The organism is Haloterrigena salifodinae (assembly GCF_003977755.1).
Lineage (GTDB): Archaea > Halobacteriota > Halobacteria > Halobacteriales > Natrialbaceae > Haloterrigena > Haloterrigena salifodinae.
The window spans coordinates 1,345,227-1,371,559 of the sequence record NZ_RQWN01000001.1 but is presented as its reverse complement, the minus strand read 5'-3'; the positions used below and the strand labels follow the sequence as shown (position 1 = coordinate 1,371,559).

21 protein-coding genes and 1 pseudogene are annotated in these 26,333 nt (G+C 67.4%); 20 read left to right on the top strand and 2 right to left on the bottom strand.

Annotated features, from left to right (window positions below):
- Positions 1-2: 2 nt before the first annotated feature.
- From EH209_RS06900 to EH209_RS06840, 13 genes and pseudogenes are all read left to right on the top strand, one after another.
- Positions 3-920, top strand: coding sequence for a hypothetical protein (locus tag EH209_RS06900; RefSeq protein WP_126662151.1), 918 nt, complete (start codon positions 3-5; stop codon positions 918-920).
- A 70-nt stretch (positions 921-990) separates the two neighbouring features.
- Positions 991-1,188 (top strand): annotated as a pseudogene (locus EH209_RS06895) (eCIS core domain-containing protein); the annotation flags it as partial.
- Positions 1,189-1,747: 559 nt separating this feature from the next.
- Positions 1,748-2,071, top strand: coding sequence for a hypothetical protein (locus EH209_RS06890; RefSeq protein WP_126662150.1), 324 nt, complete (start codon positions 1,748-1,750; stop codon positions 2,069-2,071).
- A gap of 37 nt (positions 2,072-2,108) precedes the next feature.
- Complete coding sequence (locus EH209_RS06885) at positions 2,109-2,438, top strand: hypothetical protein (protein WP_126662149.1); 330 nt, start codon at positions 2,109-2,111, stop codon at positions 2,436-2,438.
- Positions 2,435-3,475, top strand: coding sequence for an AIR synthase family protein (locus EH209_RS06880; RefSeq protein ID WP_126662148.1), 1,041 nt, complete (start codon positions 2,435-2,437; stop codon positions 3,473-3,475). The genes EH209_RS06885 and EH209_RS06880 overlap by 4 nt, the downstream gene beginning before the upstream one ends.
- Before the next feature lie 559 nt (positions 3,476-4,034).
- Positions 4,035-5,396, top strand: coding sequence for a bifunctional hydroxymethylpyrimidine kinase/phosphomethylpyrimidine kinase (gene thiD, locus EH209_RS06875; RefSeq protein WP_126662147.1), 1,362 nt, complete (start codon positions 4,035-4,037; stop codon positions 5,394-5,396).
- The gene (locus EH209_RS06870; protein WP_126662146.1) at positions 5,393-6,385 is read left to right on the top strand and encodes a TIGR03560 family F420-dependent LLM class oxidoreductase; all 993 of its coding nucleotides are present in this window, start codon (positions 5,393-5,395) and stop codon (positions 6,383-6,385) included. Before thiD ends, EH209_RS06870 begins: the two co-directional genes overlap by 4 nt.
- A gap of 96 nt (positions 6,386-6,481) precedes the next feature.
- Positions 6,482-6,904, top strand: coding sequence for a hypothetical protein (locus EH209_RS06865; protein WP_126662145.1), 423 nt, complete (start codon positions 6,482-6,484; stop codon positions 6,902-6,904).
- Positions 6,905-7,001: 97 nt separating this feature from the next.
- Positions 7,002-7,331, top strand: a complete 330-nt coding sequence (locus EH209_RS06860; RefSeq protein WP_126662144.1) for a tRNA-binding protein — start codon at positions 7,002-7,004, stop codon at positions 7,329-7,331.
- Between the two features lie 248 nt (positions 7,332-7,579).
- Positions 7,580-9,079: a globin-coupled sensor protein gene (locus EH209_RS06855; protein WP_126662143.1), complete on the top strand. Its 1,500-nt coding sequence runs from the start codon at positions 7,580-7,582 to the stop codon at positions 9,077-9,079.
- 96 nt (positions 9,080-9,175) lie between these two features.
- A complete protein-coding gene (mutS, locus tag EH209_RS06850; protein ID WP_126662142.1) occupies positions 9,176-11,953 on the top strand; it encodes a DNA mismatch repair protein MutS in 2,778 nt (925 codons plus the stop codon).
- 75 nt (positions 11,954-12,028) lie between these two features.
- Positions 12,029-13,993 (top strand): PAS domain-containing protein, encoded by a 1,965-nt coding sequence (locus EH209_RS06845; protein ID WP_126662141.1) that lies wholly within the window; start codon positions 12,029-12,031, stop codon positions 13,991-13,993.
- A 73-nt stretch (positions 13,994-14,066) separates the two neighbouring features.
- On the top strand, positions 14,067-15,101 hold the full coding sequence (locus EH209_RS06840) for a hypothetical protein (protein WP_126662140.1): 1,035 nt from the start codon (positions 14,067-14,069) through the stop codon (positions 15,099-15,101).
- Positions 15,102-15,137: 36 nt separating this feature from the next.
- On the opposite strand, the gene EH209_RS06835 is transcribed toward EH209_RS06840, so the two are convergent.
- Positions 15,138-15,974, bottom strand: coding sequence for a YihY/virulence factor BrkB family protein (locus EH209_RS06835; protein WP_126662139.1), 837 nt, complete (start codon positions 15,972-15,974; stop codon positions 15,138-15,140).
- Positions 15,975-16,160: 186 nt separating this feature from the next.
- Between EH209_RS06835 and EH209_RS06830 the strand changes: the two genes are divergently transcribed.
- The 3 genes from EH209_RS06830 to mutL all read left to right on the top strand — a co-directional run bounded on the left by EH209_RS06830 (position 16,161) and on the right by mutL (position 20,663).
- Positions 16,161-16,958, top strand: a complete 798-nt coding sequence (locus EH209_RS06830) for an SDR family NAD(P)-dependent oxidoreductase (RefSeq protein WP_126662138.1) — start codon at positions 16,161-16,163, stop codon at positions 16,956-16,958.
- 381 nt (positions 16,959-17,339) lie between these two features.
- Positions 17,340-18,236 carry a dihydrodipicolinate synthase family protein gene (locus tag EH209_RS06825; RefSeq protein WP_126662137.1) on the top strand — a complete coding sequence of 299 codons (897 nt, stop codon included), beginning with the start codon at positions 17,340-17,342 and terminating at the stop codon, positions 18,234-18,236.
- Between the two features lie 195 nt (positions 18,237-18,431).
- Positions 18,432-20,663, top strand: a complete 2,232-nt coding sequence (gene mutL / locus EH209_RS06820) for a DNA mismatch repair endonuclease MutL (RefSeq protein WP_126662136.1) — start codon at positions 18,432-18,434, stop codon at positions 20,661-20,663.
- Positions 20,664-20,714: 51 nt separating this feature from the next.
- On the opposite strand, the gene EH209_RS06815 is transcribed toward mutL, so the two are convergent.
- Positions 20,715-20,918, bottom strand: coding sequence for a hypothetical protein (locus EH209_RS06815; RefSeq protein ID WP_126662135.1), 204 nt, complete (start codon positions 20,916-20,918; stop codon positions 20,715-20,717).
- A gap of 222 nt (positions 20,919-21,140) precedes the next feature.
- Here EH209_RS06815 and rtcA point away from each other — a divergent pair, with 222 nt between their 5' ends.
- The 4 genes from rtcA (at position 21,141) to EH209_RS06795 (ending at position 26,264) form a co-directional block, all read left to right on the top strand.
- The gene (gene rtcA / locus EH209_RS06810) at positions 21,141-22,304 is read left to right on the top strand and encodes an RNA 3'-terminal phosphate cyclase (RefSeq protein ID WP_126662134.1); all 1,164 of its coding nucleotides are present in this window, start codon (positions 21,141-21,143) and stop codon (positions 22,302-22,304) included.
- A gap of 135 nt (positions 22,305-22,439) precedes the next feature.
- Positions 22,440-23,393: a bifunctional 2-dehydro-3-deoxygluconokinase/2-dehydro-3-deoxygalactonokinase gene (gene kdgK1, locus EH209_RS06805; RefSeq protein WP_126662133.1), complete on the top strand. Its 954-nt coding sequence runs from the start codon at positions 22,440-22,442 to the stop codon at positions 23,391-23,393.
- A gap of 133 nt (positions 23,394-23,526) precedes the next feature.
- Complete coding sequence (locus EH209_RS06800) at positions 23,527-24,894, top strand: PGF-CTERM sorting domain-containing protein (protein ID WP_126662132.1); 1,368 nt, start codon at positions 23,527-23,529, stop codon at positions 24,892-24,894.
- A 194-nt stretch (positions 24,895-25,088) separates the two neighbouring features.
- Complete coding sequence (locus EH209_RS06795; RefSeq protein WP_126662131.1) at positions 25,089-26,264, top strand: hypothetical protein; 1,176 nt, start codon at positions 25,089-25,091, stop codon at positions 26,262-26,264.
- Positions 26,265-26,333 lie beyond the last annotated feature (69 nt).

Genomic DNA, 26,333 nt, shown 5'->3' with positions numbered 1-26,333 from the left:
CCATGAACGCACAAATCACAGGAGAATCAGATGAGTTAGTTGGTCTAAGTGTTATCGATAGTAACGACATTGAGCATGTCCTTGATATTCGTAAAAAGGATGGTGAAATAACAGGCCACGAGCAGGACGGCTACCCGGACGATCCGAGTGAGCGAACATATAGCGAGGGCGAACACGTCAGTCAGGCCCGTCGGTACGCGAAGTATTACGTCGATCAGGAGACGGAGCACGACACATTGCCATGGGATCTGGACGCGGATCAGTTCGAGGCAGTCCGACAGGCGTTGCGGGCTCTCTCAAGTGAGGAAATAGAGAAGTACTTCGGCGACCTCCTTGCCCAGAGTTTGAGCCACTACGCGGACGACCCAGATGTCGACATCGGGGATACCTCGCGCCCGGAAGTACTTCCCGCGGAGCAGATCGGCGGTGAGGACGCGGTTATCTACAAACAGGAGATTTATCTCGATGATAGCGGCGCGATCGAGGCTGTGTCGGACATCGGGATGACCTACTACGTTGCCAGGGGCGAGCGCAAAACGGTCTGGCGCGGTGATACGCCGGACCGAAAACCGGATGCCCGAGTCGAACTGTTCCCAGCTCCGCTGGTTGATCCGGCGCCGTTTCGGGACTACCTCGTGTATAATCTGCGGTGTCAGATCCGAGACTGCTATCTCATGATGGGGCTGGAACCACCTGAGGAGTACCGGGTACTCGGTCACGGCCAGTATCGCTTCACCGGCAAATACGATAGCTTCGACATCTATCCGCCGTATCACGACTTCAACGCTGATATTCCTGGCTATACTCTCGAGTTCCGTCCAGATCTCCCGATCACTTGGGGTGAACTCAGCGGACTGGTCGATTCAGACGGCGATCAGTCGCTGTACGATCAAATCAAGAACACACTGTTCAGCCGCTAACCCGATGCTCGTTCGTTCCCCACAGCAAGTACCGGGAGATCGACTAGCCGACTCGATTCAACGGGCCGTCGAGTACGATCCATCCTCCCCGGAAAGCCAGCACGTCCTCGTCCACGAGTTGGCTCACGTCCGCCAACAGACTGGCGGTGCCGTCTCGATGCTCCCCCAACCGGGCGAACTCCGCATCGATCCTGACGAACACCTCGAGCGCGAGGCCGAAGAGACGGCCGAGCGCGTACTGCGCGGGGGCAAGCTGGGCGTACAGCGGTTCAGTTAGACCGAGTGTCGCGTCCAGCGGTTGGCCGAGGCTGAGCGGCCGGAATGGGCACGCGAGCAGGCGGCTGCAGAGAGATCACACTCACTCTCGCCGAGGAGCACTTCTACCCAAAGACCGTCTCTCCTCGCTCGAGCAGACTGTCAGCGGTGATTCAACCATGGAAGAATCGGAAATCGAATGTTACTGACGCAGGTCGGCACAACACGGATTGACCATCTTGCGGAATTGCCAGTAGCCTGTATTCGAGCGGAAATCTCTTCCTCGCTGGACGACGTCCGTATTCACACGGAGTCGACGGCTGCCAGCGTCTGCGGGGTGATCACCGCTCGAGCCTTTCCCGTCGGTATCGGACCAGCGTCGAACAGATATCCGCTAATAGAGCCCGCTGAATCGATCACTCTTGCACTATTTCAGCCATGCAAAACCGCCATCAGTCGAATCGCGATTCCAAGTCATCGCCGTCTAGCGGAAGATGTGTGCATACCAACCAGTTGCTTATAAGCACAGTCGGATGAATGGCTTTTTCCCCTCGAGCGCCAAATCCTGTGGTATGGCTACCCATGGCTTTCAGGACGGCTCCGGCACGGGCGTCTCCCTGCCCGACGCGGTGCCGTTCGATCTGCCGCACTTATCGCGACTGAGCTGGGAACTCGGATCGCGCGTGGTCGACGGCGAGGACGTCGTTCGACACAGCGAGTGGGCCCGGGCGGGCCGCTCGTGGCTCCTGACGATCTTTCGGGTGACGACGAACACTGTCGTCATGCGAGTCGAGACGCCCGTCGGCCGGGAACGGTTCTACGGCGCCGCCGAACAGGACCTCGAGTCGGCGCTGCCGAAACTGAAGTCGGCGCCCCGCTGGGATCGCCTCGAATAGCGAAACAGTTGTTATATTTTCAACCGAACGGGCGCGTATGGCAGACGCCACGACCGAGACCAAGCGCTTTGTCGTCTCGCTCCACCGTTCGCTGCTCGGCGTTTTGCTCGCGGTCGTCGCGCTGATCGGGTTCGGCTGGTTTCGCCGTGCGGCCGCCACCGGCGAGCACATCCTGCTCGGCCTCAGCGGACTAGCGGTTACGGCGTTCGCAATCGTCTGGCTCGCACGCTATTCGCCGAAGGTCTTCGCGAGCGGTAGCCGCTTCGCGACCGGCGTTCTGTCCGCGCGCGTCGAATTCTTTTGGAGCGGTCGCACCGCCCCGAAACCACTATCGCTAAGGCCACTCCGTGGGACCGCTCGAGCGTGAGCGACCTCGGCAAGATCGATCGGCAGTTCTTCGACCGCCACGTCGCGCCAAACCTCGGCGCGGACCGCGACGACGTCGCCGTCGGTCCCCAACACGGCGTCGACTTCGGCGTCCTCGAGATCGGCGGACAGGCGCTGGTGACCGCCACCGACCCGATCTCGATCATGCCTCAGTTAGGACTCGAGCGCGCGGCCCGATTCGCACTCGACCTCGTGCTCGCGGATGTCGCCGTCAGCGGAATCCCCCCGTCGCACCTCTCGATCTGTTTCACCCTCCCCGAGACGATGACTGACGACGAGTTCGCGACCGTCTGGGAGACGATCCACGAGGAATGTGCCGATCTCGGCGTGGCCGTCGTGACGGGCCACACCGCCCGTTACACCGGCCCCTCGCATCCGTGGGTCGGCGCCGCGACCGCGATGGCCGTCGGCAACCCCGACGCTCTCGTCCGGCCCGACGGCGCCCGCCCGGGCGATCGGCTGCTCCTGACGACCGGCCCCGCCGTAGAGTCTGTCGGGCTCTTGAGCACGTTGTTCGCCGACCAACTCGAGGATGGGTTGTCCGCCGACGTGATCGATGACGCGCAAGCCCGACTCGAGGAGGTCTACTGCGTCCGTGGCGCCCTCGCAGCGGCTGCCGCGGGGCCGGTGACGGCGATGCACGATGTGACCGAGGGCGGCCTCGCAGGCGCGTTGAATGAGATGGCCGACGGCGCCGGCGCTCGGTTTTCGGTCGATCGAGACGCCGTTCCGATGCGTCCCGGCGTCCGGGAGGTATGCGAGCACCTCGAGATCGATCCCTGGGCTGCGACCAGCAGCGGCTCGTTGCTGCTGGCGGTCGCTCCCGAGGGCGTCGACGACGTGGTGGCGGCCCTCGAGGACCGGGACACCGTCGTCGCCGAAATCGGCCGGGTGGAGGAACCGAGCGGTACGGACAGCGACGGCGAGGTCGTCGTCGATGGCGACCGCCTCCCGCACCCGAGCGTCGATCCCTCGTGGCGAGCGTACGCCGAACTGGCCGCTTCGGCGGACGAATAGGACGAACAGCGTTCTTGTCTCGACGTGGTCTCTCGGACCGCTCGAGTCTCCGTAGCGGACCTCTCTTTCTGCGGTGGCGCGTGCAGCGTCGCGGTGAGTCGATGACGAACCGAGACGCAACGCTGCGCGAGGGATGAGTGAACGACCGCAGAGAGTGAACGAATCGGCTGGAGAGAGTGTGGAAATCCCCGTTGCCACGATAGCAGAGGCACTGTCGTCGGAGCCGACACGACTCGATCATAGCGCAAACGAGCGTTCTGCTCATGCTGGCAACGGGGGAATCGCCTCGGCCTCCCCAGCCGATTCGCTCGTTTCACTCGCTCATCCCTCGCGTGGGATCGCCTCGCGGTTCGCTGGGCTCACGGCACACATCGCTCGCCTCCCGAGGCGCTCACGGGGTTCGCGCCTCGCACCCGCTCACCGCGAGGCCGCACGCGCCACCGCAGTTCGTCGGTAGAAGTTGCGTTCGTCCGACGGGAGGTGCGACGACGGCGATTGAGCCGACTCTCACGATCGTCGACCATGACCGCTTTGTATAACCGGAAAATACGATCCACGTATGAGAACGCCAGCACCCGATTCGCGCCCGGTAGCCCTGACGATCGCCGGCAGCGACTCCGGCGGCGGCGCCGGCATCCAGGCCGACCTCGCGACGATGGCCGCCCACGGCGTCTTCGGCACGTCCGCGATCACGGCCGTCACGGCTCAAAACACCCGGGGCGTCGAGTCCTCGCACGTCCTGCCGACGGAAGAGATCGACGCCCAGATCGAGGCCGTCACCGGCGACTTCGCGATCGGCGCGGCAAAGACGGGGATGCTCGCGACGACACCGGTCATCGAGACCGTCGCCGACTACGCCCGCGAGTTCGAGTTCCCGCTGCTCGTCGATCCCGTGATGGTCGCGACCTCGGGCGATCGGCTGCTCGAGCCTGAGGCCGAGCGCGCCTACGAGGACCTGCTCGGCGAGGCACGGCTGGCGACGCCCAACGCCGACGAGGCCGAGGTGCTGACGGGTATCGAGGTGACCGACGACGAGAGCGCGATTGCGGCCGGCAAGGCGATCCTCGAGACGGGCGTCGACGCCGCCCTCGTCAAGGGCGGTCACGTCCCCGGCGAGACGGTCCGGGACACGCTCGTCACCGCGGATGGCGTCCGGACGTTCGAGCACCCGCGGGTCGGCACCGAGGCGACCCACGGCTCGGGCTGTACGCTGGGGTCGGCGATCGCGGCCCGACTCGCGACGGGCGAACCCCTCGAGACGGCCGTCGAGGGCGCCACGCAGTTTCTCGCCCGCGCGGTGCGGTACTACTACGACGTCGGCGAGGGTCACGGCGCGGTCAACCACATGGTCCCGCTGCGAAACGAGGCCAGCCGCGAACTGACGGCCGAGGAGGTCCAGGCCGTCGTCGACCGCTTCGTCGACGCCGACGTGTCGGCGCTGGTCCCCGAGGTCGGGATGAACGTCGCCGGCGCGACCCCCTACGCCGAATCGGTCGCGGAGACCGCAGCCGTCGAGGGGCGAATCACGCGCACGCTCTCGGGCGTCCAGCCCAACCGCGGGGTTCGGTTCGGCGCCTCGAGCCACGTCGCCCGATTCCTGCTCGCGGCCCGGGAGTTCTTCCCGGAGCTTCGGTTCGCGGTTAACTGCCGGTTCGACGACGACGTCGAGGACGCGCTCGAGGCCCTCGAGTGGCCGGTCGCCGAGTACGACCGCGACGAACAGCCCGACGAGGTCGCGGCGACCGAGGGGAGCACGATGGGCTGGGGGGCTCGACAGGCCTTCACGGATCGCGACGACGCTCCGGTCGCGGTCGTCGACCGCGGCGAGATCGGGAAGGAGCCGCTCGTGAAGCTCGTCGCGAGCGATCCGGAGACGCTGGCCGAGCGAGCGCTGGCGCTCGAGAGCGAGGTGGACCGATGAGCGCCGACGGCGCCGGCGCCGCGACCGACCTCGACGTCGGACTCGTCCTCCCGCAGTACGGCACCGAGACGGAAACGGTCCGGAACGTCGCGATCGAGGCCGAATCGCTGGGCTACGACGCGGTCTGGCTCGAGGACCACTTCCAGTCGTGGATCGGCGACCCGCGGCGGGGAGTCCACGAGTGCTGGACGACCCTCAGCGCCCTCGCGGAGGCCACCGACGAGATCCGGCTCGGCACGCTCGTGACGAGTCAGGACTACCGTCATCCCGCCTTGCTGGCGAAGATGGCCGCACAGGTCGACCGGATCAGCGACGGCCGCCTCGAACTGGGCCTCGGCGGGGGCTGGTACGAAGCCGAGTACGACCGCTTCGGCTACGAGTTCCGAGATCCCCCGGCAAAGCGTCTCCGACGGCTCGCCGAGACGGTCGAGATCCTGCAGGGGCTGTGGACCAACGAAACGTACAGCCACGAGGGCGAGCACCTTGAGGTCGACCTCGAGGACGCCTTCTGCGAACCCCGGCCGGTACAGGACCCACATCCGCCGGTCTGGATCGGCGGCGGGGGCGAGGAGTTCACGCTGCGGTACGCCGCCGAACTGGCCGACGGCTGGAACTTCGGCACGCTCGAGCCCGAGGGCTTCGCCGACAAACTCGCCGTGCTGCGCGAGCACTGCGAGAGCGAGGAACGCTACGACGCGATCCGCAAGTCCGCGGAACTGTTCGTCTTCGTCGGCGAGACGACCGACGACGCCGAGGCGAAACGCGAGCGATTCGCCGACGACTTCCTCCCCGACGAGCCGTCCGAGCCCCGCGAGTTCTTCCTCTCGGGGTACGTCGAGACGGCGCCGACGGGGACGCCCGAGGAGGTTCGGGACCGCCTCGCGGAGTACGCGGACGCCGGCATCGAGGAGGTCATGCTCGTGGTTCCCGACGCGGCCGACGACGGGGACGAGAGCCTCGATCTGCTGGCCGGAGAACTGCTCGACTAGGGAGACCGATGCCTCGAGCCGTCCGTTCTCGGCCCGACGGGTTCGTGTTTTTATCCAAACAGCAGCGTTATGATGGATTCCGTAGTACGGACACGTATGATTGACTCGAGAACGTGGATGCCAGCGATAGCGCTCGGGCTGGCGACCTCGGGCGGCGTCTACTGGCTCGCCGATGTGCCGTTGCTCGCCACGTACGTCGGCGCGTTCTGGACGATCGGGGTCGGGCTGACGGCCTATCACGCGGACGCGATCCCGGGACTGTTGCGGGGCAACTCGGAGTGGGGGACGACGGCCCGCCTCTGGTCCGGCGCGTTCGGCGGACTGATGGCGCTCGCGGCGACCGCCGTGATGGGCCCGCAACTGCCGGTGTCCTCGGAAACGAGGTTCGCGCTGGGGCTGCTCGTCATCGGGGTCGCGATAACGATGGCGAACGTCGGTATCGGCCTCGCGCTCTCGCTCGCCGGGGACGGTGCCGGAACGGTCGAAACGCGAGTCGAAGCTCCCGGCAGCGATAGCTGAGCGCAGTCGACCCCGAACCCGGAGCCGGCTGTCACGACGAGCACACGCCGGTTCCGGGAACCGAACGCTCATTCTCGAGGATCGAGTATCGCGCCGCATGGTCGAGAGTCCGTTCGACGTCGACATTCGCGTCGGCGAGGTACTCGCGGCGGAACCGTTTCCCGAGGCGAACAAGCCGGAGATGACCAAGCTGTGGATCGACCTCGGCGGGGAACACGGCGAGGTCCAGTCGGCCGCGCAGTTGGATCACCACTACGATTCCGACGAACTCGAGGGCCGGCAGGTGCTGTGCGCGACGAACCTCGTCACGGTCCGGATCGCGGGCTTCAAATCCGAGGCGCTGACCGTCGGCGTCCCCAGCGACGAAGAGTATCCGATCCTGGTGTCGCCGGACGAGGGAGTCCCGACGGGCGGGCAACTGTACTGATCGGTCGGTCCGACCGTCCGATCGCGGTCATCGGTCGGCGGCCAAAAGCGCGCTCTCACCCGACCGATCGACGCGATTACGGATCTCGAATAAATACTTGATGGCTGATAATATATCGAACTCCTCTCACATCTACGTTGATTTTTGGCCGGTAGACAGGATATACCAAGTCATCCACGGAGATTGTTCGAGGCAACGGTAATTGTCCGGCAAGAACACTTATGGCGGTCAGGGGCCCTGATGTATCCATGTCACAACACAGTGGGCCCTCGAACTCACAGCTGCCCGACCGGAACGCAGGCGAAGCGGCGTCGTTCACCGTCGACCGAGCGACCGTCGAGCAGGTGAAATCGTTCGTCGGGATGGGCCCCCGGGACGAGGAGCTTCTCGAGTCGATGTCCGATATCTTCGAGCGGATCAGCGACGACCTCCCCCAGGAGTACTACAATAACGTCCAGGCCCAGCCGGAGGTCCTCGAGGCGTTTGGAAACGAGGGCGTGACAGCGGATCAGGTCGAACGCGAACAGCGAACGTATCTCCGTGAGTTCGGTCAGGGCGAGTACGACCACTCCTTCTTCGAGCGGCGCATGCAGACCGGCTATATCGACCCGTTCCTCGAGGCGGGACTCGACAAGTACGTCGGCTCGTTCGGGCTCGTCTACGAGCGGATGCTCAACGAGATCGCCGCCGACGTCAAAGCCGAGTTCGAGACGGCCGACGACGAGTCGGACGCTGAGCCCGCTGTTGAAGACGCGGTCGACGCCACCGTCGAACGATCGCTCGCGTTCCTCCGGACGGCGGTTATCGACCAGCAGCTCGCGATCGAGTCACGCGTCGACGTTTACCTGGCCGAACTCGAGGAACAGGAACACCGCCGGGAGCAGGTCCACGAGGAACTCCAGGGGATCCTCGGCGACTTCGAGGAGTTGGCCGACGAGATCAACGACGGCATCAACAACATCGACGGCTACACCGAGGAGCAGTCGGAGTCGATCTCGGAGATCGCCAGCGAGATGTCGACGCTCAGCGCGACCGTCGAGGAGATCGCCTCGAACACGGAGGAGGTCAGCGCGACCACCGAACACGCCGAGGAGATCGCCGTCGACACCGCCGAGACCGCCGAAGACGCGATCACCAAGATGGAGCGGGTGAAAAACGCCTCCGACGAGGTCACCGACGACGTCGAGAACCTCCGCGAGGGTGTCCAGCGAATCGACGAGATCGTCGAAGTGATCAACGATATCGCCGACCAGACCAACCTGCTCGCGCTGAACGCCTCCATCGAGGCGGCGACGGCCGGCGAGGCCGGCGACGGCTTCGCCGTCGTCGCCAACGAGGTCAAGTCCCTTGCCGAGGAGTCCCAGGAGGAGGCGACCAACATCGAGCGGATGATCGCCGAGATCCAGGAGGACACTCACGACACGGTCGAGAGCCTCGAGACGGCCAACAACGAGATCGAGGACGGCGTCGAACTCGTCGAGGAGACGGTCGACAACCTCGAAGAGATCGAGAACGCGGTCAAGGAGTCCTCCTCAGGTATCAGGGAGGTCGCGACCGCGACCGACGATCAGGCCGCCAGCACCGAGGAAGTCGCGGGGATGACCGACACCGTCATGGAGACGGCGACCAAGGTCGCCTCCGAGACCGACGACCTCGCGCAGGCGAACGCGGAGGCCAACCCGCTGGTCAAGGAGATCGTCGACCTGGTCGAACAGTTGACCGAGGTCGAAGAAGAGCACGAGGTCTAGGCGGTCAGACGAGCGGTCCCGTCTCCGTCGGGCACTCGAGTCGACGCCCGCGGCGGAACCCGCATGGTTTTAGCGGTGGCGGAACAGTCACCGCGTATGACCGAGGCGACGGGTATCGTCGGAGAGTTCTTCTCGCTCAAGGAGGACACCGACGCCGATCTGCTGACGATGCAGTGTGGCGATTTCTACGAGTTCTTCGGCGAGGACGCCGAGACCGTCAGCGAGGAACTCGATCTCAAAGTCTCCCAGAAGTCCTCGCACGGCTCGTCGTATCCGATGGCCGGCGTGCCGATCGACGATCTGACGCCCTATCTGAAAGCACTGGTCGAGCGCGGCTACCGGGTCGCCGTCGCCGACCAGTACGAGACCGACTCCGGCCACGCCCGCGAGGTCGTCCGCGTCGTCACCCCGGGGACGCTGCTCGAGACAACCGACGCCGACGCGCAGTACCTGGCGGCGGTGGTCGACGGCACCGAGTCCCCAGGCAACGGCGGCTACGGCCTCGCCTTCGCCGACGTGACGACGGGACGGTTCCTCGTGGCCGACGCCGAGGACGCCGACGACGCGCTGACCGAACTGTACCGGTTCGATCCTGTCGAGGTGTTGCCGGGTCCCGGCGTGCGCACCGACGACGACCTGCTGGGCCTCGTGCGAGAGCGGATCGACGCCGCGCTGACGCTCCACGAGACGGAGGCCTTCGCGCCCAAGCGAGCCGCTCACACCGTCCGGGAGCAGTTCGGCGAGGAGACGGTCGACCGCCTCGACGTCGGCGAGCCGACCCTCGCGGCCGCCGGCGCGGTGCTCGATTACGTCGCGGAGACCGGCACCGGCGTGCTCGCCTCGATGACCCGCATTCAGGCCCACCACGGCGACGACCACGTCACGCTGGACGCGACCACCCAGCGCAATCTCGAACTGACCGAAACGATGCAAGGCGACCGCGAGGGATCTCTGTTCGCGACGATCGACCACACCGAGACCAGCGCCGGTGGCCGTCTGTTAAAGGAGTGGCTCCAGCGGCCCCGACGATCGCTCGAGACGCTCGAGCGCCGCCAAGAGAGCGTCGCCGCGCTGTCCTCGGCGGCGCTGGCCCGCGACGAGTTACAGGACCGGCTGGACGAGGCCTACGACCTGGCGCGGCTAGCCTCGAAGGCGAGCCACGGAAGCGCCGACGCGCGTGATTTGCTCTCGGTACGGCAGACGCTCGCGGTGCTGCCCGCGCTCGCGGAGGCCATCGAGTCGAACCCCGACCTCTCGGCGTCGCCGCTGTCGGACATCGTCGACCGGCCCGACCGGGACGCCGCGAGCGAACTGCGGGAGGCCCTCGAGGAGGCCATCGCGGACGATCCGCCGTCGACGGTGACGCAGGGGGGACTCTTCCGGAAGGGCTACGACGACGAGTTGGACGAGGTGATCGACCGCCACGAGGAGGTCAAGCGGTGGCTCGATACGCTCGCCGACCGGGAGAAAGGGCAGTACGGTCTGAGCCACGTGACCGTCGACCGAAACAAGACCGACGGCTACTACATTCAGGTCGGCAAGTCGGCCGCCGACGGCGTCCCCGATCACTACGAGGAGATCAAGACGCTCAAGAACTCCAAGCGCTTTACGACCGACGAATTAGAGGAGAAGGAACGCGAGATCCTGCGACTCGAGGAGCAACGGGGTAACCTCGAGTACGAACTGTTCGAGGAACTGCGCGAGGAGGTCGCCGCGCGGGCGGAACTGCTCCAGGATGTCGGGCGGGCGCTGGCGACCGTCGACGCGCTGGCGAGTCTGGCGACCCACGCGGCCGAGAATCGGTGGGTTCAGCCCGAGTTGCACCGTGACGACCGCCTCGACATCGAGCAGGGCCGCCACCCGGTCGTCGAGCAGACGACGGAGTTCGTCCCGAACGACGTGCGACTGGACGAAGAGCGGGGCTTTCTCGTCGTCACTGGCCCTAACATGTCCGGTAAGTCGACCTACATGCGACAGGTTGCCGGAATCGTCCTGCTGGCCCAGATCGGAAGCTTCGTCCCCGCCGAATCGGCCGAGATCGGGCTGGTCGACGGTATCTTCACCCGCGTCGGCGCGCTGGACGAACTCGCCCAGGGCCGCTCGACGTTCATGGTCGAGATGAGCGAACTCTCGAACATCCTCCACACCGCGACCGAGGACTCGCTGGTGATCTTAGACGAGGTGGGCCGCGGCACGGCGACCTACGACGGCATCTCCATCGCGTGGGCCGCGACGGAGTATCTGCACAACGAGGTGCAGGCGAAGACGCTCTTTGCCACTCACTACCACGAGTTGACCGGCCTCGCCGAGAAGCTGCCCCGCGTCGCCAACGTCCACGTCGCAGCCGACGAACGCGACGGCGACGTCACCTTCCTCCGGACGGTTCGTGACGGTCCGACGGATCGCTCCTACGGGATCCACGTCGCCGACCTCGCCGGTGTTCCTGGCCCAGTCGTCGAGCGCTCGAGAGACGTTCTCGAGCGCCTGCGCGAGGAGAAGGCGATCGAAGCGAAGGGGGGCTCCTCGAGCGAGCCTGTCCAGACCGTCTTCGACCTCGGCGACGGCGAGTTCCGCGGGCCGGCGAACGCGGACGGGGGTGAGCCGAGTGAAACGAGGCGAACGTCAGAAGGCCGCCGGTCTTCTGGAAGTGAGCGAACCGACGGTTCGCGATCCTCGTCGGAGGCACCCTCCGACGGTGGCCAATCGGCCGACAGGGACGGGACGGACGAACACGAACAGGGCGAGACGGTCGACCCCGAGGCGAAGGCCGTCCTCGAGAAGTTCGCGGAGATCGACGTGAACACGACGCCGCCGATCGAACTGGTCACGGAGGTCCAGAAGCTCCAGGAGCGCCTCGAGGAGACGGACCGCTGATCCCCTCGTGATCCGGGATCGAATCGGACGGGCCCAAAACGTCATTCGACCCGTCACGAAACGGGACGTATTCCGATGACCGCCGAGGACGAGTCCGACGAGCGGCGACGGCGGCACTGCCAACGCTATCACGAGGCGGTCCTCGATCTCATGACCGACGAGGACGTCGTCGAGGGCGCCTTCGACGCGGCCCTCCGTTCGATCACGGAGACTGCCGCCGAAATCGTCGGTGCGACTCGCGTCAGCGTCTGGCTGTTCGACGACGGCGGCGACCGCCTCCGCTGTGTCGACCGCTACGACGACCGCACGGACGACCACACCGGCGGCACGGAACTGGTCTCGGCCGACTATCCCGCGTACTTCGAGGCGTTACGGACGCACCGATCGATCAGCGCCGGCGACGCCCGTACGGATCCGCGAACGCGGGAACTGACGGCCGACTATCTCGAGCCGACGGGGGTCGAATCGCTGCTCGACGCGACGCTCCGGTCGGAAGGCGACGTGATCGGCGTCGTCTGTCACGAACAGGTCGGCCGGACGCGCGAGTGGACCGAGACCGAGATCCAGTTCGCCGGTGACGTCGCCGACGTCGTCCATCGGGCCCTGCGCAACCACCGCAGCGCCGAGCAGCGACGGGAGCTCGAGTTCCGCCGATCGCTCCTCGAGGCCCAGCAGGAGGCGATGCCCGACGGGGTCCTCGTCGTCGGCGACGGCGGCGAGCTCCACACCTGGAACACCCGGTTTCGCGATCTGTGGAACCTCTCGGCTGACGGGCTCGAGCCGCCCCGCGGCGACGCCGTCCTCGACCGCATTCGCGACCGGGTCACGGACCCGGCGGCGTTCGTCCGCCGGATCGAACACCTCACCGAGAACCCCGCGGAAACGAGCCACGATGAGCTCGCGGTCGACGACGGCCGGGTGTTCGAGCTCTACTCGACGCCGGTTCGCAGCGACGCTGGAACGCAGTACGGTCGCCTCTGGCTCGTCCGCGACATCACGGAGCGACGGGAGCGACAGGACGAACTCGAGTTGAAGAACCGGACGATAGACGAAGCGCCGATCGGAATCACGCTTAGCGACGCCACGCAGCCGGACAATCCGCTCGTCTACGCCAACGATCAGTTCGAACGGCTCACCGGATACCCCCGCGAGGAAATCCTCGGTCGGAACTGTCGGTTCCTCCAGGGCGAGCGAACCGCGACCGAGCCGGTCGACGACTTGCGCGCGGCGATCGACGCGGAACGATCGAACACCGTCGAGCTCCGCAACTACCGGAAGGACGAGAGTGAGTTCTGGAACCGAGTCACCGTCGCACCGGTGGCGGACGAGAACGGGGACGTGACGAACTACGTCGGGTTCCAGCAGGACGTCACCGAGCGCAAGGAAGCGACGCGACAGCTCCGCGTGCTCCACCGCGTCCTGCGGCACAACCTCGCCAACCAGATGAGCATCATCCGGGGGACCGCCGAACAGCTCGCCGAGCGGTCCGGCGGCGACACCGAAGCCGCCGCGGAGACGATCGTCGAGGAGGCCGACCAACTGCTCGGCTTGACCGATAAACACCGCTCGATCGTCCGCCTGTTGAGCGAGCGACCGACGCCGGAGCCGATCGCACTCGAGCCGCTCTGTCGCCGACCGTGTCGGAGCGTCCGCACGGACTACCCCCACGCCGACGTTACGCTCGCGGGCGATCCGAACGCGACCGTCGTCGGGATTCCAACGCTCGAGACGGCGGTTCACGAGCTCCTCGTAAACGGCGTCGTCCACGGCGATCGGACGTCGCCGTCCGTCGAACTCCGCGTCGAGCGGCGACCCGAAACGGTCCATCTTCGGATCGTCGATGACGGTCCCGGCCTTCCCGAGGAGGAGCAGCGGATCATCACCGGCGACGGGACGGTCGAACCCCTCTATCACGGCCTCGGGATGGGGCTGTGGCTTGTTCACTGGATCGTCTCCCTCTCCCGCGGGACGATCGACATCGAGGAAACGGGCCCGGACGGAACGACGATTCGGATCGAACTCCCGCGCGCGGACGAGTGACGACGGGAACGGACGCTGGCAGCGCCCGTAGCGCAGCGCAGTGATTTTTGCCGGCAGGCGTTGCGGATCCGATATGAGCTACGACGCGCTCGTCGATCGACTCGCGAGTGACGATCGCGAGCGGCGGATCGCGGCGTTTCCGGACGGCAGCGTCGATACCTATTACACCCCGTTCGACGCGGCGGGCGATCGGATTGCGGACCGCGAGACGTTCGGGGATCGGATCGCTCGCGGCGACAGCGACTCAGTTCCGATCGAGCGCGACGCCCGGGAGCCGGGCGGGCAGGCGGTGAACATGGCCCGACAGGCCCACGCACTGGGCGACGAACCGACGCTCTACGGCCACCTCGAGGATCCGATCTTCGACGACCTGCCGTTCGAGACGGTGTCGGTAGGCAAGCCGTCGCGGATCTCGGTCTTCTCCTTCGATGACGACGACCTCCTGCTCTCCGAGCGGTCCTCGGCCGTCGCGAACTGGTCGCTGTCCGATCTCGAGGCCGCGGTGCCGAGCGGCGACGCCGGCGAGGCGCTGGCGGCCGACGCCGTCTGCTGTGGCAACTGGGCGTCCATCGAGAGGCTGACCGACGCGCTCGAGACGCTCGCCGAGGGCTCGCTCGAGTCATCGACGTTCGTTCTCGATCCCGGGCCCGTGAATACGCGGTCCGATGGGGCTCTGCTCGACCTCCTCGAGACGCTCGGCGAACTCAAGGAGACGACCGACGTCGTCTACAGCGTGAATCGGGCCGAACTCGAGTGCACGGCGGCCGCGACCGGGGCCGACTCGGATGCGTCCGGAATCGGCGCCGACCTCGAGCGCCTCGAGAGCGTTCGGGAGATGGCGGGGATCACGGCTGCCGTTCTCCACGAGACCGAGCACGCGGCGGTCGCGACGCGGACGGAGACGATGGTCGTCGAGAACGTCGCCCTCGAGGACCCCGAACGGCGGACGGGCGCCGGCGACCGGTTCGGCGCTGGCCTCGCCGTCGCCCGCGCACGCTGCTGGGACTGGGAGACGGCGCTCGCGCTCGGGAACTGCGCGGCCTCGTACTACGTCGCAACGGGAGAAACCGGCACGCGAGACGACCTCCGGTCGTTTCTGGACGACTGAACTCGAGTTCGAACGCCGACCGATCGGCGCCGCGGGTCACGCCCCGACTGTTTCCTGCGTGCTCTCGCCGTCGACATCGCGGTCGTCCTCACGGTCGGTCGCGTGGTGGCCACCGATCACGACGTTGACCGCCGCGCCGACCAGCAGAATCAGCGCGTTGCCATAGAGCCAGATCAACAGTAGGATGACCGCGCCGAACGTCTCGAACGTCCCGACGGTGTTCACCAGCCCCACGTAGATCCCGAAGACCGCCTCGAGGACGACCCAGCCCCCAGCGGCGATGAACGTTCCCGGCAGGGCGTCTCGAACCGAGACGTCCGGATCCGGGAAGACGTAGTACATCGGGAAGAACGCGACCGACAGGGCGACGAACAGGGCAATCGGCGTCGCCGCCTGAACGGCGGGGTGGCCGATCGCGGCCAGCGTCGTCGCCCCGAAGCCGGCGCCGACGGTGGCGATCAGGATGACTGCGAAGACGACGGCGCCGTTGACGACCTTCTCGGGGAACGAGTTCTCCCCGTCTGCGTAGAGTTCGTCGAACGCGGTCGTGACGCCGCGGAAGATCCGCAACATCCCCCACAGCAAGGAAACGAGCCCGATCAGCGACGCGCCGGCGCGCTCGGAGGCGTGGGTCAGCGCCTCGTAGACCAGCCCCTGGCCGGCGGGGCTCAGGTGGTCGCGAGCCATCGCGACGAGCTGTTCGGTCAGGTACTCGTTGCCGACCGCGCCCGCGACGAGAAATAGCAGGAGTAGGAGGGGCAATAGGGAGAGAAAGGCGGCGTGGGCGATGCTGCCCGCCATAAACGTCACGTTGTGCTCGTCGATGACCGCGACGACCTCCCGGGCGACGGCGTAGCTCCGTCGCGCGTCCATACCCGACTCGAGGCCATCGGCGCCGAAAAGACCGCCGCTGGCACGTGCCACCGTCTCACAACTGGGTCGATCGAGCCTCGAGAGCCGACTTCCAACCGGCAGGATCGAGCGACTGTTGGCCGGCCGTCGGGACGGAGAAGTGTCGGATCGGTACGACTATGGCTCGAGGCGACGCGAGTCGACACGATGCACGAACCGGAGTTCGGCGTCGCGGGGAAGACCGCGATCGTCACCGGCGCGAGTCAGGGTATCGGGGAATCGATCGCGAAGACGCTCGCGGCCGACGGCGCGAACGTCGCGATCTGTTCGCGTTCGATGGACCGCGTGGGACCGGTCGCGGAGGAGATCAACGAGAGCGAGGCTGACGGCGAGGCGCTGGCCGTCGAGTGCAACGTCCGCGAGCGCGAACAGGTCCAAAACCTGGTCGACGAAACCGTCGACGAGTTCGGCGATATCGACATCCTCGTGAACAACGCCGGCGGGGAGTTCGTCGCCCCCTTCGAGGAGATCTCCGAGAACGGCTGGCAGACGATCGTCGACCTCAACCTCAATAGTACCGTCCACTGCACGCAACTGGCCGGCGAGGTCATGCGCGAAGGCGACGGTGGCGCCATCATCAACCTCTCGTCGGTCAACGGCCAGCACGCCGCGCCCGGCGAGAGCCACTACGGCGCCTCGAAGGCGGCGATCATCCGGCTGACCGAGACGCTGGCCGTCGAGTGGGCCGAACACGACATCCGCGTCAACTGCGTCGCGCCGGGGCTCGTTCAAACGCCGGGCGTCGCCGAGACGCTGGGCATCGACAGCGAGGACATGCCGCCTCGAGAGAAAGCCGAGCGCCGCATCGGTCACCCCGAGGAGATCGCCGACGTCGTGCAGTTCCTCGCCAGTCCCGCCGCCTCGTTCATGAACGGCGAGACTGTGACCGCGAAGGGCGTTCCCCGGGCCGGGAACTCGATGTCGCAGGATCTGGGGCTCGAGTAGCGCGGGTTTCACCGCTTCTCCTGCGGTGGCGCGTGCTGTCGGGCGTCCGAACGAGAGTGATGACGACCGATGACAGCGCGCGAGCGTAGCGCGGAACCAACGGTTCCGCGGACCGTGCGAACGGGCAGAGCGCGGCGCAACGCGCCGCGGTTGTCGGGACGGCAGAGCCGCCCCGCAGCGCCCGTGAGCAGCAATCGGTCGGGGAGGAGGAGGAAATTCCGGTTGCCACGCGAGCAGGAACTGCACAATGCGTACCGGTCGGCGACGATCGAAAACCCGCCGAAACTGTACTCGAGCGAGCGATCACGGCCGACTCGAGCGCTCCCTAATCGAAATCGAGAGAGCGAGTATGTTTTTGCACCCCCCGGGAAACATCCACGTATGGAACTTCAGCAGGCACTCCGTGGAATCACTACTCCGCTCGTCACCCCCTTCGATCCCGACTCGAGCGATATCGACGAACCCGCGCTCCGCGACCTCCTCAAGCACCTCCTCGAGAACGACATCGACGCCGTCTTTCCCTGTGGCACCACGGGCGAGTTCGCCAGTCTCACGCCCGAGGAACGGAACCGCGTCCACGAGATCACGGTCGACGCGGTCGACGGCGAGGTGCCCGTCCTCGCGGGCGCTGCGGCCACGAGCGTCGCCGAGACGGTCGACTACGCCGAGGACGCGGCCGCGATCGGCGCCGACGCGGCGGTCGTCACGCCGCCGTACTTCCACACGGCGAACGCGCCCGAAGGCAACCAGCGATTCATAGAGCAGGTCGCCGATCGATCCCCGCTGCCGCTCCTGCTGTACAACATCCCGGTCTGTACCGGCCAGCGACTGGAACCGGAGACCGTCGAGGCCGTCGCCGCCCACGACAACATTCTCGGCCTGAAGGACTCGAGCGGCGACCTCGAGTACTTCCTGTCGGTCATGCGCCGAACGCCCGACGAGTTTCTCATGCTGCAGGGGTACGACGCGCTTCTCGTCCCTGCGCTACGCATGGGCGCCGACGGCGGCGTGAACGCGCTCTCGAACGCCGTGCCCGCACAGCTTTCCGAACTGTACGAGGCGTCCGGCGACGAGCGCGGCGACCGACTGCAGGATGCCGTCAGCGAACTGTTCGGCGCCTGCGCCGCTCACGGGTTCGCGCCGGCGGCGAAGACCGCCCTCGAGTACCGCGGCGTGATCCCCTCGGACGCCGTCCGTCCGCCGCTGGTCGAGGTCCCCGATGACGGCCGCGAGTCCATTGGGGACGCCGTCGACGGCCTGCTCGAGACGAGCGAGTAGCGCCCTCTGCGGCGCCGATATCGTCGAGCGAGACGCTCCGGCGAGTCGGACAGTCACTAATCCACAGATTAACCTCGCTCGAGCGAGAGCGACCGCCATGAACCGAGCGAACGGCGTCAGACGGACTCGTGCAGAGGACCGCAGTTCAGGCTCTGTCCTCGAGTCACACGACCGTTCGTACGCGGGGATCGAGCCATGACCGACGAGCCACCACAGGAGACCGAGATCCGCCAGCTAGACGAGGACACCGTCGCCCGCATCGCCGCCGGCGAGGTCGTCGAACGCCCCGCCAGCGCGGTGAAGGAACTCGTCGAGAATAGCCTCGACGCGGACGCCGACAGCGTCGACGTCACCGTCGAGGAGGGCGGTACCGAACTGATACGGGTCGCCGACGACGGCCGCGGCATGGGCGAGGTCGACGTCCGCGCGGCCGTCCGCGAGCACACGACGAGCAAGATCGAGGGGCTAGAGGACTTAGAGTCGGGCGTCGCCACGCTGGGCTTTCGTGGCGAAGCCCTACACACCATCGGCTCAGTCTCGCGGGTGACCATCTGCTCGCGCCCGCGCGGCGAATCCGGCGCGGGAACGGAACTCGTCTACGAGGGCGGGGAGGTGACCAGCGTCGAGCCGACGGGCTGTCCCGAGGGAACGATCGTCGAGGTCGAGGACCTCTTCTACAACACGCCCGCCCGCCGGAAGTTCCTCAAGACGACCGCGACGGAGTTCGCCCACGTCAACCGCGTCGTCACGCGCTACGCGCTGGCCAATCCCGACGTCGCGGTCTCGCTGACCCACGACGGCCGCGAGGTGTTCGCGACGACGGGACAGGGCGACCTCCAGGCCGCCGTCATGGCGGTCTACGGCCGCGAAGTCGCCTCGTCGATGATCCCCGTCGAGGCCGACGGCGACGACCTCCCGCCGGGGCCGCTCGAGTCGGTCTCCGGGCTGGTTTCCCATCCCGAGACCAACCGCTCGAGTCCGGAGTATCTCGCGACCTACGTCAACGGCCGGGCGGTCACCGCCGACGCCGTCCGCGAGGGGATCATGGGCGCCTACGGCGCCCAACTGGGCGGCGATCGCTACCCGTTCGTGACGCTCTTTCTCGAGGTGCCCGGCGAGGCCGTCGACGTCAACGTCCACCCCCGGAAGCGGGAGGTCCGGTTCAACGACGACGATTCCGTCCGCCGGCAGGTCGACGCCGCCGTCGAGTCGGCGCTGCTCGAACACGGCCTGCTGCGCTCGCGCGCGCCCCGCGGCCGGTCGGCGCCCGGCGAAGCCAGCGTCGTTCCCGGCGACGCCGCTCGCGGGACGAACGACGGGGAGCCGACGGCCGAGGACCTCCCGGCTGCCCTCGAGGGCGACGGCGAGTCAGAATCGGGATCCGATTCGTCGTCCAAGCCGACGGCCGACGATACCGCAGCGGCCTCGTCGCGGTCGCCGTCGACGGTCGACGCCGACTCCGCCGACGGCGGTTCGACGACGGGTTCGGCCGGATCGCCACCGGCCGGCGGCGCCTCGAGCGGCCCGTCGGGAACCGCTTCGAGCGGTCCGTCCGGCAGCGACTCGAGTGGGACGTCTGAAACTCCGTCGGGAACCGCCTCGAGCGGGTCAGCGAAACGCCCCTCGAGCGAACCGGCAGAGAGCGACTCGAGTGGCGCTCCGGAAACCGAGTCGACAGCGTCTCGAGCGGAGTCGAGCACCGATCGCGGGGGTGACGACCCCGATCGGACCGGCCGCGAGCCGGAGCGCAAGTTCGCCGCGGCCACCGAACAGCGGACCCTCGACGGCGAGGCGGCGACTGGCGACGAGACCGCGTTCGACTCGCTGCCCGCGCTGCGCGTGCTCGGACAGCTCGACGACACCTACCTCGTCTGCGAGACCGACGACGGGCTCGTGTTGATCGACCAGCACGCCGCCGACGAGCGGGTCAACTACGAGCGCCTGCAGCGGGCGTTCGCAGACGACCCCGCCGCACAGGCGCTGGCGGAGCCCGTGGAACTCGAGTTGACCGCCGCCGAGGCCGAGGCCTTCGAGGGGTACCGCGAGGCGCTCTCGCGGCTGGGGTTCTACGCCGACCGGACCGACGACCGGACGGTGGCCGTGACGACCGTCCCCGCCGTCTTCGACGAGACGCTCGAGCCCGAGCGACTGCGGGACGTCCTCGCGTCGTTCGTCGAGGGCGACCGCGAGGCGGGCGCAGAGACGGTCGACGCGCTGGCCGACGAGTTCCTCGGCGACCTGGCCTGCTACCCGTCGGTTACGGGGAACACGTCGCTGACCGAGGGGTCGGTGGTCGACCTCCTCGAGGCCTTGGACGACTGCGAGAATCCGTACGCCTGTCCGCACGGGCGGCCGGTTATCGTTCGGTTCGACGAGCGCGAGATCGAGGATCGGTTCGAGCGGGATTACCCGGGACACCAGGGGTGAGCCCGCCGGTTCTGACCGGCGCTCTGGACTCGAACGCGGGCTCGGCCGGACTCAGTCCGGCCGGCTGTTGATCCGGTCGAACCCCTTCCAGATCCCGACCACGATAAGGCCGGCCAGCAGAGCTAGCCCGGCGAACAGGGCGAGTTCGGACGACGCTTCCGCTTCGACCAGCCCGCCCGCCCAGCCGAGGGCGAACACCAGCACGCCCGTCACCGCGATGACGAGGATGACGAGTCGATCGCCGAATTCAGTCATGGGCGCCGTTGGCGAGCGGTCGTTGTAACGGGACGGCCTGCAACGGCGCCGTTAGCTTCTGTATCCTCGCATCAGTGGCTAACTCGCTCGATATCGGACGCCCCGATCGGCCCGCCGTTCCGTCGCGGTCACCGTAACCGACGCTGCTCGAGCGCGGCGAGTCGCCCGAGCGCCGGCACCGGCATCGGCAACGGTACGGGGATCGACGCCGAACGGCCGTCCATGACGATCGATCTCGACGGCGCGAACGCGGGTGGCCAGTTCGTCAGGACCGCGCTCACGCTGTCGGTCCTCGAGAACGAACCGATCCGCATCGAGAACGTCCGCGGGAATCGATCCACGCAGGGACTGCGCCACCAGCACTTGGCGGTCCTCGAGACGATGGCCGCAGTCTGCGACGCCGACGTTTCGGGCGCGGAACTGGGCGCCGAGACGATCGACTTCGAGCCCGACCTCGAGTCGACCGCGGACGCCAGCGGCTGGGGCGGCGCCGGACGCGGCCGGCTCGCGGGCGGTACCTACGAGGTCGACATCGGTACCGCGGGGAGCGCGACGCTGCTGTTCGACGCCCTCCTGCCGCTCGCCTCGGTGCTCGAGTCGCAACTGTCGGTGACGGTCACCGGCGGCACCGACGTGCAGTGGTCGCCGCTGCTGGACTACGCGCGACGCGTGAAACTGCCGCTGCTCCGCCGGGTCGGGCTCACCGCCGCGATCGAGGTCGATCGGCGGGGGTTCTATCCCGACGGCGGCGGGCGGGCTACGCTGCAGTTCGCGCCCTCGACGCTCGAGCCGATCGAGCTCGCGGAGCGCGGTCCGCTCGAGGGCGTCCGACTCTACTCGACCGAGTCCGCGTCGCTGGCCGATCGGGACGTGGCTCACCGGCAGGCCGAGGGCGCCCTCGAGCGGCTGGCGCTCGCGGAGGCCGACCTCGAGGTCGTCGACCGTTGCGAACGGACGGTCGAGAGCCCCTCACCAGGCTCGGCGATCGTGCTCCGCGTCGATCACGAGACGGGGATCGCGGGCTTTACCGCGCTGGGCGAGCGCGGCAAACCGGCCGAGCGCGTCGGCGAGGACGCCGCCGACGCCGCGAACCGTTTCCTGAAATGGGATGTCGAGGACGAAGGCGAGCCGGCGCCACCTGTCGACCGCCACATGGCCGATCAGTTGCTCGTCTTCCTTGCGCTCGCGGGCGGTCACGTCCGGATTCCCGCCGTCACGGACCACGTGGCGACGAGCCGCGAATTACTCGAGGCCTTCGGCGCCGATCTCGACCTCGACCTCGACCTCGAGCGCGACGCGGCGAGCGGCGCCGACGGCGAGACCGCTTCCACGGCCGATGACGCTCGGCCGGCGCTGGTGACAGTCGACTCGACCGTCGATACCTGACTCGAGGTCCGAAACCGCGGTCAACGGCTCTTACGCAGCGATTAACTCACCGCCATAACTTATACCGCAGCCGTCCCTTGCTCAGGGTATGACCGACGCAGACAGTACCGGCAACTCGGTTCGGGGGGCCGATTGGTGAGCGATATCGTCACGTTCGGGGAGACGATGCTCCGGCTGTCGCCGCCCCAGAACGAGCGCCTCGAGGACGTCGACGAGTTCGAGGTCCGAGCGGCGGGGGCAGAGAGCAACGTCGCGATCGCGGCGAGTCGGCTGGGCGCGACGGCGGCGTGGATTTCGAAGGTTCCGGAGACGCCGCTGGGGAAGCGCGTTGTCGGCGAACTCCGCCAGCACGGGATCGACACCGACGTCGTCTGGAGCCACCGCGGGCGTCAGGGCACGTACTACCTCGAGCGGGCGGGCAAGCCCCGCGGAACGAACGTGATCTACGATCGGGAGAACACCGCCGTCTCGACGGCGAAAGCCCGCGAGTTCGACATCGATCGGATCCAGAACGCGCGCGTCTTCTTCACGACCGGGATCACGCCCGCGCTCTCGCCGACGCTCCGGGAGACGACGGCGAACATGCTCAAGGCGGCCCGACAGGGCGGGACGACGACCGCCTTCGATTTCAACTACCGAAACAAGCTCTGGTCGCCCGACGAGGCCCGCGAGACCCTGACGCAGCTGTTCCCGGGGATCGACGTGCTCGTCATCGCCGCCAGAGACGCCCGGACCGTCCTCGGCATCGAGGGCGATCCGCGCCAACTGGCCCACCGGCTGGGCTCCCAGTACGACTTCACGACCGTCGTCGTCACCCGCGGTGCCGAGGGCGCGATCGGCTGGCACGACAGCGTCGTCCACGAGCAGGAGGCCTACGAGACCGACACCGTCTCGTCGATCGGCACCGGCGACGCCTTCACTGGCGCGTTCATCGCCCGCCGCCTCCACGGCGACGACGTCCCGACCGCCCTCGAGTACGCCGCGGCGACGGCGGCGATCAAACGGACGATTCCGGGCGACGTCGCGCTCGTCTCCAAGGAGGAGGTCGACGCGGTCGTCAAATCGGGCGGGACCGACCTCTCTCGGTAGAGCAAGCGTCTCCGAAGCTGGACCCGAGGGGGCTCTCGTGACGCTTGGCGTGCCGGTTTCGGCTCTTCGCGGCGTTCGTTTTGACGGGTTTGTCAGAAGCTATGTTATATCCCGGTCGGAAGCTGCGACCGTCATGAACCGTGGATTCGCAGTGATCGTGACGCTGCTCCTGGCGACGAGCGCCGTCGGCGCGGCGTTCGGAGCCGGCGCGGGCGCGTCGACCGGCGCGGAATCGAGTACGACCACCGACGGCGAAACCGAGACGGCGAGCGCGGCGACGGCCGGCGGCGAGGCGTACGCCGGCACCCACGTCGCGTTCGACGTCGAGGACGACGCGGTCACCGACTACCGGATCGGCAGCGACGAGACGTTCTCCTCGGTGGCCGTCCAGTCGACCAGCGAAGCCGGAGCCGGCGCCGATCTCGGCGCCGAGGTCGACCTCGAGACGCTGACGACCCTCGAGGGCGCCGGGCTCTCGCTGGCCGCCAAATCCGAGACGAACGCCGAGGTGCGAGCCAAGAGCGGCGCGACGCTGTCGGCCCACGACACCGAACGCGGGACGCTCGTTGTCGAGAGCGGCTCGGAGAGTCAGTACGTTCGGGCCGAGCTCGCCGCTAACGCCAGTGCCGAAGAAGAGGGCGACCGCGTCCGCGTCGAGACCGGCGACCACGAGGGCACCTTCCTCGTCGTCGGCGACGGCGAGGTGACGGTCACCGACGACGGCAACGTCACGGCCGAACTCGCCGAGAACGCGACGCTGACGTTCCGGTCGTACGAGGACGGCGAGCGCGACGAGACCGCCGAGTACGAGGAATCGCTGATCGCCGACGGGAACGCCGCCGTCGAGGTCCACGTCGAAGACCGGAGCGGCGAGGCGGTCGGCGAGGCCGTCACGTACGGGCAGGAAACCGGTGCCGAGGTCGAAACCGAGGCGCGCGATCGGGTCAACGTGACCATCGACCGTGCCACCCACGAGGGGACGGTCGTGCTGACCACCGTCTCCGAGGCGGCCGTCGGCAACCTCGAGGACCTCGAGGTCCGGGTCGACGGCGAGGCCGCCACGGAGGTCTCCTCGAAGAGCGAACTCGAGGGCGCGATCGGGAGCGACGAGTCCCGGTACATGGTCGCCCAGCAGTCGGAGGCGTCGGCCGAAGCGACGGTCTACATTGCCGTCAACCACTTCTCGGAGCGCACGGCGACGATCGACGGCGCCGACGGCGACGATTCGGACGACGGAGCCAACAGGACGGACGATGGCGACGAGACGGACGGGGCGGACGGCGACGATAGCGGAACGGACGACGAGACGGACGCAACTGAGAACAACGGGACGACCGACGGGAGTGAAAGCGGTGCGGACGGCGACGCCAGCGACGAAACCGACGACGGTGAGGAAAGTGACACCAGTGCAGACGGTGGCGACGGGATGCCCGGCTTCGGCGTCGGCGTCGCCGTCGCCGCGATCGCCGTCGCCGGTCTGTTCACCCGACTGCAGGATTGAGTGACGCCCGTCGGTGCGAGGCGAGCCAATAAGCTCGCAAACCGGTTCGTTCGAGTTTGTTCCTCTTTCTCAAACATCATCTTTCGAGAATAACTCGTATAGCTAGATGGGTACACAATCGTGCGGTCGTATCCTGCAGTTGGACGACTTTGTCAAAAGGGCCTTTACACCCCGGTGTCTCCCGGCGGAGTGCAATGCCCCGAATCGCAGCCGTTGCACTCGCAGCCCTCGTGACGATGGCGACCCTGTCGGTCGCCGTCGTCGGCGCTGCGGGCACAGCACAGCCCTCCGAATCGCACGCGATGACCGCCCAGGACGTGACGGCCGACGGCGAGGCGTACGCCGGTACCCACGTCGCGTTCGAGACCTCGAGTAACGCGATCGTCGACTACCGCGTCGACGACGAGACGGTCTTCGAGAACGTGACCGTCGCCAGCCAGAGCAATTACCAGAGCCAGACCGAGGCCGGCGCCGACGCCCGGCTCTCGGCCGTGGTCGATCTCTCCGGTCTGGGACTCTCCCTCGACGCGCAGAGCGAGACGCGCGCCGACGTCGCGACCGACGGCTCGGCGTCGCTGTCGGCTCACGACACCGAGCGCGGCATCCTCACCGTCGACGCGGGCGAGGACGCCCAGTACGTCGCGTTGAACCTCTCCGAGGAGAGCAACGCGACGGCCAGCGACGAGGGCGACCGCGTCCTCGTCGAGACCGACGAACGAACCGGCGCGCTCGTCGTCGCCGGCGACGGCGAGGTCGCGGTCAACGACAACGGCGACGTGACTGCCGACCTCGGCAGCGAGTCGACGCTAGTCTTCCGCTCCTACGAGGACGGCGAGCGCGACGAGAACGCCGAGGAACAGGAACGACTGATCGCCGAGGGAACGGCGACCGTCGAGGTCTACGCCGACGCGGTCGACGGCGAACGCGTCGTCGACGTCGCGACCTACGGTCACGACACCGCCGTCGAAACCGGCGCCGAGGCCGAAGAGCGCCTCGAGATGTCCGTCGAACGCGCCGAGAGCGAGGGGAAGATCGTGATCGTCTCCGTCTCCGAGGCCGCCCTCGAGACCGTCGGGAGCGCCGAGGACCTCGCGGTGACCGTCGACGGCGAGGCCGCCGCGGAGGCCTCCTCGTACAGCGAACTGGAAGGCGGGATCGGCGAAGAGCCCCGCTACATGGTGACCTCCTCGGGCAACGCCGAGGCGGCCGCCGACGTGCTCGTCGCGATCGACCACTTTTCGGAGCGGGACGTGGCGATCCAGAACGCGGACGACGTCGAGAGCGGCGACGACGACAGCCTCCCTGGCTTCGGCGCCGGCACGGCGCTGGTCGCCGCGCTGATCGGCGTCGGCGCTCGCGTCCACAGCTAACGTCTCCGCCGTCCGCCCCGCACCGCGTTTTCAGTGTATCGAACGCTTTCGCTCACCTACCTCCTGAGG